The 10,017-nt window shown below is 70.9% G+C and carries 8 protein-coding genes and 1 pseudogene; 6 read left to right on the plus strand and 3 right to left on the minus strand.

Annotated elements, in window-relative coordinates; translation table 11 throughout:
- Positions 1-730: polyprenol monophosphomannose synthase (locus tag CM1CMNOD_RS10815; RefSeq protein WP_131773974.1), on the plus strand; the 730-nt coding region annotated here is incomplete at its 5' end.
- Between the two features lie 77 nt (positions 731-807).
- On the opposite strand, the gene CM1CMNOD_RS10820 is transcribed toward CM1CMNOD_RS10815, so the two are convergent.
- Positions 808-1,158: an RNA polymerase-binding protein RbpA gene (locus tag CM1CMNOD_RS10820; RefSeq protein WP_013873689.1), complete on the minus strand. Its 351-nt coding sequence runs from the start codon at positions 1,156-1,158 to the stop codon at positions 808-810.
- 126 nt (positions 1,159-1,284) lie between these two features.
- On the opposite strand from CM1CMNOD_RS10820, the pseudogene CM1CMNOD_RS23985 reads away from it, so the two are divergent.
- From CM1CMNOD_RS23985 to CM1CMNOD_RS10840, 5 genes and pseudogenes are all read left to right on the plus strand, one after another.
- Positions 1,285-1,635: pseudogene (locus tag CM1CMNOD_RS23985) on the plus strand (DUF4267 domain-containing protein); the annotation flags it as partial.
- Positions 1,636-1,818: 183 nt separating this feature from the next.
- Positions 1,819-2,256, plus strand: coding sequence for a peptide-methionine (R)-S-oxide reductase MsrB (gene msrB / locus CM1CMNOD_RS10825; protein ID WP_043606146.1), 438 nt, complete (start codon positions 1,819-1,821; stop codon positions 2,254-2,256).
- A gap of 843 nt (positions 2,257-3,099) precedes the next feature.
- Positions 3,100-4,665: an AMP-binding protein gene (locus tag CM1CMNOD_RS10830; protein ID WP_013873691.1), complete on the plus strand. Its 1,566-nt coding sequence runs from the start codon at positions 3,100-3,102 to the stop codon at positions 4,663-4,665.
- A gap of 248 nt (positions 4,666-4,913) precedes the next feature.
- On the plus strand, positions 4,914-5,537 hold the full coding sequence (locus CM1CMNOD_RS10835; RefSeq protein ID WP_013873692.1) for a cyclodeaminase/cyclohydrolase family protein: 624 nt from the start codon (positions 4,914-4,916) through the stop codon (positions 5,535-5,537).
- Positions 5,534-6,361, plus strand: coding sequence for a bifunctional 5,10-methylenetetrahydrofolate dehydrogenase/5,10-methenyltetrahydrofolate cyclohydrolase (locus CM1CMNOD_RS10840; protein ID WP_013873693.1), 828 nt, complete (start codon positions 5,534-5,536; stop codon positions 6,359-6,361). The genes CM1CMNOD_RS10835 and CM1CMNOD_RS10840 overlap by 4 nt, the downstream gene beginning before the upstream one ends.
- 112 nt (positions 6,362-6,473) lie before the next feature.
- Here CM1CMNOD_RS10840 and CM1CMNOD_RS10845 read toward each other — a convergent pair whose 3' ends face one another.
- A complete protein-coding gene (locus CM1CMNOD_RS10845; RefSeq protein ID WP_013873694.1) occupies positions 6,474-7,841 on the minus strand; it encodes a GGDEF domain-containing protein in 1,368 nt (455 codons plus the stop codon).
- 575 nt (positions 7,842-8,416) lie between these two features.
- Positions 8,417-9,751, minus strand: a complete 1,335-nt coding sequence (bioA, locus tag CM1CMNOD_RS10850) for an adenosylmethionine--8-amino-7-oxononanoate transaminase (protein WP_013873695.1) — start codon at positions 9,749-9,751, stop codon at positions 8,417-8,419.
- Between the last annotated feature and the right edge of the window lie 266 nt (positions 9,752-10,017).

The following is a 10,017-nucleotide window of genomic DNA, read 5'->3' on the forward strand; positions in this document are numbered from 1 at the left end:
GCACGTCCACGTCCTGCACCGGCAGACCAAGGAGGGGCTGGGCGCGGCCTACGTGGCCGGTTTCAACTGGGGGCTGGGCCGCGGCTACGGCGTCCTGGTCGAAATGGACGCCGACGGCTCGCACCAGCCGGAGGAGCTGCCCCGCCTGCTCACCGCCCTGCGCACGACCGACCTGGTCATTGGTTCACGCTGGGTGCCCGGGGGAGAGGTGCGCAACTGGCCGCGGGCCCGGCTGCTGCTCTCCCGCGGCGCCAACGTGTACGTGCGGACCGCCCTCGGCATGCCGCTGGCCGACGCGACCGCGGGTTTCCGGGCCTACCGGGCCGGGGTCCTGCGCAACCGCGATCTTGACCGGGTCGCGTCGCAGGGGTACTGCTTCCAGGTCGACCTGGCCTGGCAGGCGTGGCGGTCGGGATTCCGGGTCGGCGAGGTCCCGATCACCTTCGTCCAGCGTGAGCGCGGACGGTCGAAGATGAGCCGGGCCATCGTGGGGGAGGCGCTGTGGCGGGTGACCTGGTGGGCGGTGCGGTCCCTGCGCGACCGGCCGGCCGCGGGCGGCGGCCGCGGCGCCCGGCGGCAGGGAGCGGGCAGGAGCACGGCCGTGGTGGGCCGGGACGAGACGGGCCCGGGCACGCGCTCCGGTGGGGACGGCGGGCCGCTACCGCTGCCCGCGGCCCGGGGGAGCGCCGAGGAACAGCAGGAACGGTCGACGACGGGTGTCTCGGCATGAGACCGGTTCGACACGCGTGTGGCCCGTCCGGATCGTCCGGACGGGCCACACGCGTGGGTGTCGCTACGGCAGACGTGTCAGGCGGAGCGCCGGTCCTGCCCGGTTCCCCGCAGGACCGCGAGCCGCTCAGCCAGTACCTCTTCAAGGTCGTCGGTGGTACGCCGCTCCATCAGCATGTCCCAGTGCGTGCGCGGGGGCTTGCTCTTCTTCGGCTCCGGGACCTCGCCGTCGACGATGACCGATCCGGCACCACAGACACGGCACTCCCAGACTGCCGGGACCTCGGCCTCGGCAGCGAAAGGCATGGTGAACTGGTGGCCGTTCGGGCAGTCGTAGGACGCGGTCTGGCGGGGCGCGAGTTCGGTGCTGCGGTCCGTCTCGTAGGAGACTGCACCTAGACGGCTGCCTCGCAGGATGCGCTCGCCCATGAAAACCCTCCCGAGCGTCGATACCAGTGAGGAACTCAGACTCATCAACGCTCGGGATCTGTGGGACGTTCCCCTGGAGACAAGGCCGTTAACGAGATCGTGCTCACACAAGGTATAAAAATGATCATGATTAAGCCTTCATCTATTACGTACGGTCAGCAAGTGGCTCTTCTCGGGGCAGCCCGCTGTGCGTTTGGTGTCGGATTGCTGACACGTCCCGCCAGATTCGCGCGCCTCGTCGGAGTGGACCGGGTCACCGCCGAACGGACGGCGTGGCTCACACAGCTCGCCGCCGCCCGTGACATCGCCGTCGGCGCCGGCCTGCTCGCGACCCTGCTGCGGCGCGACGGCCCACCGGCGCGGGGGTGGCTGCGGGCGGGCGCGCTGATCGACACGGCCGACGCGGCCGTGCTGCTCAGCGCCGGTATCCGCCGGGACATCGCCTGGGCGCCGGCCGTGGCGGCGGCGCTGACCGCCGCCGGCGGCGCCGTCCAGGCAGGCCTGCTCACCACCCGCCCGCCCGTCAACACGGACCCGGCGGACCGCCGTCAGGCAGCCCGCGCGGCAGCCTGCCGCGCGGGCTGCCTGACGGAACGCCCTCGGGGAACGAATCCGCCGCGTGAAACGTCCCACACCAGCAGAAGAGGGGAGTGGCGTGGCATGAGCGACGACAAGGAGGCCACCGTGGCAACGCACCAGGTCGTCAAGACCGAAGAGGAGTGGCGTAAGGAACTCCCTACGGAGCGTTATGCCATCCTGCGTAACGCCGCCACCGAACCGCCCTTCAGTGGCTCCTACACGTACAGCAAGGAAACCGGCATCTACCGTTGCGGGGCGTGCGGAAACGCATTGTTCGACTCGTCCACCAAGTACGACTCCGGATCGGGCTGGCCGAGTTTCTACGAGCCCAAGGTGGCGGACGCGCTGGAACTGGTCGAGGACCACTCCCACGGCATGATCCGCACCGAGGTCCGGTGCCGACGCTGTGGGTCACATCTCGGACACGTGTTCGACGACGGTCCGGCGCCGACCGGCCAGCGCTTCTGCATGAACTCACTCGCGCTCGACCTCGACCCGGTACCGGAGAACCCCGCCTGACCCGGAGAGCTCGACACACGTAGGCGTCGGCGCGGTAGACGCGCATCCGGCACGACTCTGCCCGCCGTCGCCCCTCCCCCGCACAGCATCGTCACGCCGATAATCAACATTATGTCAAGTAGATCGGTCGGGACCCCACCCCGACCGTCCGTCCGCGGTCCCCGCCGTCCCGCCCGCATCCCTGCCGCATCCGTCATTCGCCACGCCGCGCATCCACGGCGGGGACCAAGGCCGGCGCACGGGCCGGTCGGCCGCTCCGAACGGCCCGTGCCGTTCGGGCCCTGTGGACCTGTTTCGCGCGGACACGTCCGCGGAACAATGCCTCGGAAACGCCCGCCCGGCCGGCCCGGGCCGGGCGACCCGAAGTCGGCTATTCGACACCGGAGCGACAACCAGGACGACATTTGACGGCGGGAAACGGCATTGTTCGTCCGCTGTCATCCGTCATGTGTCATCTACATCATGCCGGGTGGGCCGCACGCCGGACGACAGACGACAACCAGACAGCCGACGGGTGTGCGCAGCGGCCACGGTGGCACGGTCCCGGCGGGATATGCTCATCCCCCACAGGGTCCCGGACCACTGTTCGTCGGGCGGGAACACCTGTAAGGACGGGGGCGTTCGGTTCAGGGGCTTATTACCGGGTGACGCGCGGAAGCCGCCGTTTCTCCCATCGGTCCATATGTGACCAGCAACACCCCGGGTGGCGTCACATCGACTCGCTGGAAACTGATATAGCGGTCTGGGGTGTTTTGTGGAGAGAGGTATCGGGAGCGTGGCCAGAAATCTTCCGGCGATAGTCGGGGTGTATTTACGCGGAAGCCGGCGAAGGTGGTGGTGAAAGTGACATCCGTGACCGGCTGGCTGGGCGTGCACGGCAGGGAACAGCCAGACCAGGTGTACCTCAGGGAAGCTCGCGGCAACCGTTCGGTCACCTACGGCACGATGGCCGCCCTCGTCCAGCGCTGGCAGAGCGATCTGGACGCGCACGGCCCGCGGCCACGGGGACGGATCGCGATCCTCGTGTCGGATCCCCTGGACTTCGCCGTGGTCTTCCTCGCCATCCTGGTGAGCGGCAGGCACGCGGCCCCCCTGGATCCCGACGCCCCGCCCGCGGAGCTGGAACGGGCGCTGGCCCGGATCCACCCCGCTCTCGTGGTCACCGACCGACCGCTGCCCCCCGCGTGCGGCGTCCGCCAGCTCAACCCGCGAATGACCACCAGGCACACCGTCACGTCGCCCGTGTCGTCGCCCGTGTCGTCGTCGGGGCACGTCGCCAGCGACGGCCCTACCGTTGGCGGCACCGCGGCTGACAGCGCGACCGACGGCAGCGGCGCACGCCACCGGACGTCCGGTGGCGTCCTGCTGACGGGCGCGACGGATACGGCGGCGGCCACGGCGACCAGAGAGATCTTCCTCGACGGCGGGCAGCTCGCGCACGTGGCCGCCGCCGCCGCGCGCCACCACCAGTTGACCCGGGCGGACATCGGTTACAACCCGCTGCCGCTGGTCCACGTCAACGCGCAGGTGGCCGGGCTGCTCGCCACCCTGTACAGCGGGGGCACCCTTGTCCTCGACCGGCGGTTCCGCCGCCGCGGATTCTGGACGATGATCAAAAATCATCAGGTGACCTGGATAAACGGGATTCCGTCGATCGTGGCCCTGCTGGCCATGGATCCGCACGCCGCCCAGGCCCGCGACTGCCGGCTCCGGTTCGTCCGGTCCGCCTCCGCTCCCCTGCCCGTCCCCGTGTTACAGGCGTTCGAGGAGGCCACCGACGTCCCGGTGCTGGAAACCTACGGCATGGCCGAGGCCGGCAGTATGATCACGGCAAATCCCCCGCGGGGAGCCCGCAGGCCCGGTTCGGTGGGCCTGCCGGTAGGCAGCGAGGTACGTGTCGTCGACGACGAGGCGAGGCCGTGCCCGCCGCGGCAGGCCGGGCGGGTACAGATCCGCGGTCCCGGGGTCATCCGCGCCTACGCCGGCCCGACCGGCGCTGACAGCTTCACCCCGGACGGCTGGCTGGACACCGGCGACATCGGCTTCACGGACGCCGACGGCTACCTCTACCTCACCGGCCGCGGCGACGACGTGATCAACCGTGGTGGTGAGAAGGTCTCCCCCCGCGAGATCGAGGAGGTTCTGCTCGCCGACCCGCGGGTGCGCCGCGCGGTGGTGGTGGGCCGACCGGACGCCGTCCTCGGCGAGGTGCCCGTCGCGCTGGTCGTCCCGGTGAACGGTCCTGATCCCCTGCTCGTGGCCGAGCTCGTGGAGCGTTGCGAGGCCGGTCTCGCCAGGTTCAAACGGCCAACCAGCATAGAGATCGTCACCGACCTCCCCGGTGGCCGTAGCGGCCCGCTCCGGCGGCCGGCCGTACAGGCCGGAATCTCCGGATCGGCGGCCGCGTGACGGCCTTCCTCCCGTCCTCCCCCGCCCTTCCCTGTCTTCTCCCTGCCTTCTGTCTTGTGCCCCGGCCTGGGCCAGGGGCACAGGACAGCCCAGGGGCCCGGTTTTCCGGCTTTCCGAGCTGCTGAGCCAACCGCCTGTGGGCTTGCTACGGTGCAGTGCGGTCAGCCGTGGGAAGTTCACAGGACGTGCGGCGCTGTGGTGACACGCGGCCGGCCGGCAGGCAGAGTCAGCAGGTGGGAGAGGGTGCCGTGGACGACGAGACGATGGCGGGGTTTCTCGCCGAGCTGGCTTCCCCCGCGCCCGCGCCGGGCGGTGGCGCGGCCGCGGCGCTGCAGGCCGCCCTCGGCGCGGCGCTGGTGAGCATGGTCTGCAATCTCACGATCGGCAGGCCCCGGTACGCCGAGCACGAGACGACGATGCTCTCCGCCCGAAGCGGGGCTGACAAGGCCCGCGCCGAGGCGCTGGCGCTGGCCGCCGCCGACGCCCGTGCGTTCGCCGCGGTCAGCGACGCCTACAAACTGCCGAAGGGCACCGACGAGGAACGGGCCGCTCGCAGCCGGGCGATCCAGACCGCGCTGGTCACCGCGGCCGAGGTGCCGCTGCGCACCGCGGCGGTCGCGGCGGCCGTGGTGGGGCTGTGCGCGAGGATCATCGATGGCGCGAACGTCAACGTCCTCAGCGATGTCGGGGTGGCCGCCGCCAGCGCACGCGCCGCGCTGGACAGCGCCGCGATCAACGTACGGGTGAACACGGCGGTGATGACGGACGCGGACGCGCGGGAGCGTGCCACGGCCGCCCTCGCCGGCCATCTGACCTCTGTGGCTACGGCGGACAGCATCGTGCGCGCCGTCGGGGAACGGATCGGATCATGAAGTTGCTGGACGGGCGGGCCATGGCCGCGGAGATCGGCCGGGGTGTCGTCGACGATGTGGAGCGGCTGCGCGAGGCCGGCCGGGTGCCGACACTGGCCGTGGTCCTGCCGGGTACCGACCCGGCGGCCCGGTCCTACGTCAGGGTGATCGAACGTGGCGCGGCGAAGGTGGGGGTCCGCTGCGTCATCCACGAGCTGTCCGGGGACGCCGCCGACCTCGTCGCCACGGTCGACCGGCTGGCCGCCGACGACGAGGTGCACGGCCTGATGGTGCAGACCCCGCTGCCCCCGGGCCTGTCCGCGGACGACGTCGGCAGCCGCATCCCCCCGCACAAGGACGTCGACGGGATGAACCCGCTGAGCCTGGGCCGGCTGGCCCTGGGCCTGCCGTGCTTCGCGCCGGCCACCGCCGCCGCGGTGCTGGAGATCCTGCACCGCGGCGGCGTCAAGCTCGCCGGCGTCCACGCGGTGGTCATCGGGCGCAGCCCGGTGGTCGGCAAGCCCGCGTCCCTGCTGCTGCTGGCCGAGGACGCCACGGTGACGATCTGTCACTCCCGCACGACCGACCTGCTCTCGGTCGTGCACGAGGCCGATGTCGTGGTGGCCGCCGTCGGCCGTCCCAAGATGATCGGCAAGGGGTTCATCCGGCCGGGTGCCGTCGTCATCGACGTGGGGACGAACGTCACCGAGGCCGGTCTGGTCGGCGACGTGGACGCCGACGCGGTCGCGTCCGTGGCGGGCGCTCTCACACCGGTCCCGGGCGGGGTGGGTCCGGTGACCACGATGCTGCTGCTGCGCAACACCACCAGCGCCGCCGCCCGGTGACCAACAGGTCAAAATGCATCAGAAGGAACGGCAGGCGACGCGGGCGGCCCGTGAATGATCCCGTGGGCGATGTCGTGGTAAATACGGTGTTCGTGGTGAACGGTGTGGGGTGTCAGGCGGTCGTCGGGGTGTGGGAGGCGTGGGAGGCCCGGGAAGTCAGACCGGCCGCCAGGCGGACGCGGTTGCGGCCGTCGGCCTTGGCCCGGTAGAGCGCCGCGTCCGCCGTCTCCAGCAGGGCGGCCAGTTCCACGTCCGTGCCGGCCGCGGTGGCTACCCCGACCGAGACGGTCACGGACACGCAGACCACGCCGGCGGCGTGGCTGTCCGCCCGGCAGCGCATCCCGGCCACCTGCCGGCGGATCCGGTCAGCGGCCCGGGCGGCGGCGTCGAGATCGGTGTCACAGAGCATGATCACGAATTCTTCGCCGCCGAACCGGCCGACAAGATCACGCGGCCGGGTGGCAGCGCGCAGCGCGTCCGCGACACACATGAGAACGGCGTCGCCGGCCAGATGGCCGAACTGGTCGTTGACCTTCTTGAAATGGTCGATGTCCACGATGAGCACGGACATCGGACGGCCCGAGCGCCGGATGCGCAGCACCTCCTTCTCCGCCGTCTCCCGCCAGTAGGCGGGGTTGGCCAGCCGGGTCTTGGCGTCGGTGCGGGCCGCCTGGAGCAGTTCGGCGTGCAGCAGGCTGCGCTGGAGCAGGAGCGCGGGCGGCGTCGCGGTGAGCATGAGCAGGGGGTGCGCGGTCCACAGCACGGCCAGCCCGATGGCGGAACACATCTCGGCGGCGTCGACGGCGAGTGTTTCCCGCCGACCGCCGGCGAACGGGCGACGGGCCGGCTGTGCCGATCTCGGATGCGCGCACCACAGCATGCCGCGCAGCAGAACACGGTTGAGCACCGTGTAGGTGAACACCGCCACGACCAACGCGCCGATACGTCCGGACGAACCCACCAGGGTGTCGATCCGGTATGGCCCCTGGGGCGGGGCGAGCGCCCGGTGCACGCTGGCCGCGCAGAAACCCGACACGCCCAGTGCCGCCGCGTTGAAGACCTGCCGGTATCTGGGCTGCGTGGCGCCCTGGCCGCGGGAACGGAAAAGGCAGTGCAGGGGTATGTGCAGGACGGCGGCGTACAGCGGTGGGAGAAGAAGCGTGACCGGCAGGGTCCAGTTCGACAGCAGGTCCCGGTGCGGCTCGTCCTTCCGAAGACCGGGCACACCGAGATGCCGGGACGTTTTCATGGCCAGCCGGCCGAGCAGAACGAACGCCCCGAAGGTGAACAGGTCGGCAAATCTGAAGGAAAGCCCGAACAGGCTGACAAGGACAACTACCAGACACAGTACGTCGACGGCGACAAAATAGCGGACAAGCCGTGGCGGAAGGCTCCACAGCGCAAAATGTGACACCTGCTCGGCCAGCCGTTCACCGGCCTGCCGGGCAGCCCTTCCCCCGCGCTGCCAGGACTGCCGCACGAGTCGCCGGAGCCGCCGCGACCGGGATGGTGGGGACGGCTGAGGCGACCGGGACGGCCGCTGTGACGGCTGGGATGGCCCGGGTGCCAGCGGCTGGGACGGCTGAAGCGGCTGGGACGGGCGGGCTGGCCGGGGCAACGGTGGCCGGGATGACGGCTGGGACGACGGTTGGGACGGGGACTGGGATGGTGAACGAACTGGCGAGCAGGATGGCGAACGCACGTCGGTCTCGCCGGCGGTGGAGTCCGCCGCCGCGGCCGTGTCATGCGTCGTTGCTCCAGCGGGATGCGCGGTTTTCCCCGGATTCACCGCTCCCCGGAGAGGAGGTAACAAAATGTGGGACATCATGCCGGGTCGACCTTCCTCCCCGTTCGCCTCGTTTCGGTTTGATGTGCACCGGCTCGTTACTCAGAGTCATCAACAGAAACAAAGAGTACGGACGGTGGCCCGGCGACCGCAACCACTTCGATGTTGTCCCGATGTCAGAAACCGTCGGGCGATGCCCGAGGAGATGACCCCGACGCGGCACACAACCGTTCCGACAAGCCCATTGCCGCAGGTCAGCGGTTAGATCATCAGGTGGTGCGGGCGACCGCCTCCACCATGGCGGCGGTCAGCGCGGCGACATCTGGGCGTGTCATGACGTATGGGGGCATCGCGTACACCAGCCGGCCAAACGGGCGCACCCAGACCCCCAACTCCACCAGCAGCGGCTGGATCACCCGCATGTCGACCGGCTCCCGGGTCTCGATCACCCCGATCGCACCCAGCGTCCGCACGTCGGCGACGCCAGGCAGCGCGCGGGCGGGCGCGAGCCCCTCGGCCAGCCAGATCCGCAGATCGCCGACCTGGCGCCGCCACGGCCCGGACAGCAGCAGGCCGATGCTGGCGTTCGCCACCGCCGCGGCCAGCGGGTTGCCCATGAACGTCGGCCCGTGCATGAACACGCCCGCCTCGGACGCGCACACCCCGGCCGCCACCTCGTCCGTGCACAGGGTCGCGGCCATCGTCAGGTATCCCCCGGTCATGGCCTTGCCGACGCACATGATGTCCGGGCTGATCCCGGCATGGTCGCAGCCGAACAGCTCCCCCGACCGTCCGAACCCGGTCGCGATCTCATCGGCGATGAGCAGGATGCCGTGGGTGTCGCACAGCTCACGCAGCCGGGCCAGCCAGCCCGGGGCGTAGAAGCGCATCGCCCCGGCGCCCTGCACCACCGGCTCACAGATCACCGCGGCGATCTCGTGCTGGTGCTCGTCGAGCAGCCGGGCGATGCCGGCGACATGCTCGTCCTCGCAGGGCTCGTCAAAGCCCGGCCGCGGCGCCTCGGCGAAGAGGTGACGCGGCAGCAGACCGGTGAACAGATGGTGCATGCCGGTGTCCGGGTCGCACACGGCCATGGCGCCGGAGGTGTCACCGTGATACCCCCGGCGGATGGTGAGCAGCTTCGTCCGGCCGGGACGCCCCCGTCCCCGCGCGTACTGCAACGCCATCTTGATCGCGACCTCGACGGAGACCGACCCGGAGTCGCAGAAGAACACCCTGGTCAGCGGCGGCGGGGTGATCTCGACCAGGGTGCGGGCCAGCGTCACCGCGGGCGCGTGGGTCAGCCCGCCGAACATGACGTGGGCCATGTCGTCGAGCTGGGCGCGCACCGCCGCGTCCAGGACCGGGTGGGCGTAGCCGTGGATGGCGGCCCACCACGACGACATGCCGTCGATCAGCTCCCGCCCGTCGGCCAGCCGCAGCCGCACCCCGGACGCGGACGCCACCGGGAACACCGGCAGCGGGTCGGTCGCCGACGCGTACGGATGCCAGACGTGCGCGCGGTCGTCGGCGAGCAACTCCCCCGCGTCGGCGTACCGAGCCGGCGCGCCTCCCCCTGGACGCTGCCGCAGACGTTGCCCCATACGCCATGTCTATCGTGCCCCGTCCCGCACGCGTGCCCCGCCCGCACCCGCACGGGACCCCACCGTGTCCACCGTCACAACCGCACCGTTCGCCAGCCGCGTCGTCACAGCCCTCGCCCGCGCTGGCCGCTGCCACGCCAACCCATCCCGCCAGCGTTCCGGATCATGAACGACGAGGGGGCAGGTGGTCGCTGTAGCAGCCGTTTCCACCCTCGGTCTCGGTTCCTGGCAAGGTGCGGGGGTGGGCTGGGCGTGCCGGAGAGGTG

Origin of the sequence: Protofrankia symbiont of Coriaria myrtifolia, from assembly GCF_900634755.1 — a bacterium.
Taxonomy (GTDB): Bacteria; Actinomycetota; Actinomycetes; order Frankiales; family Frankiaceae; genus Protofrankia; species Protofrankia coriariae.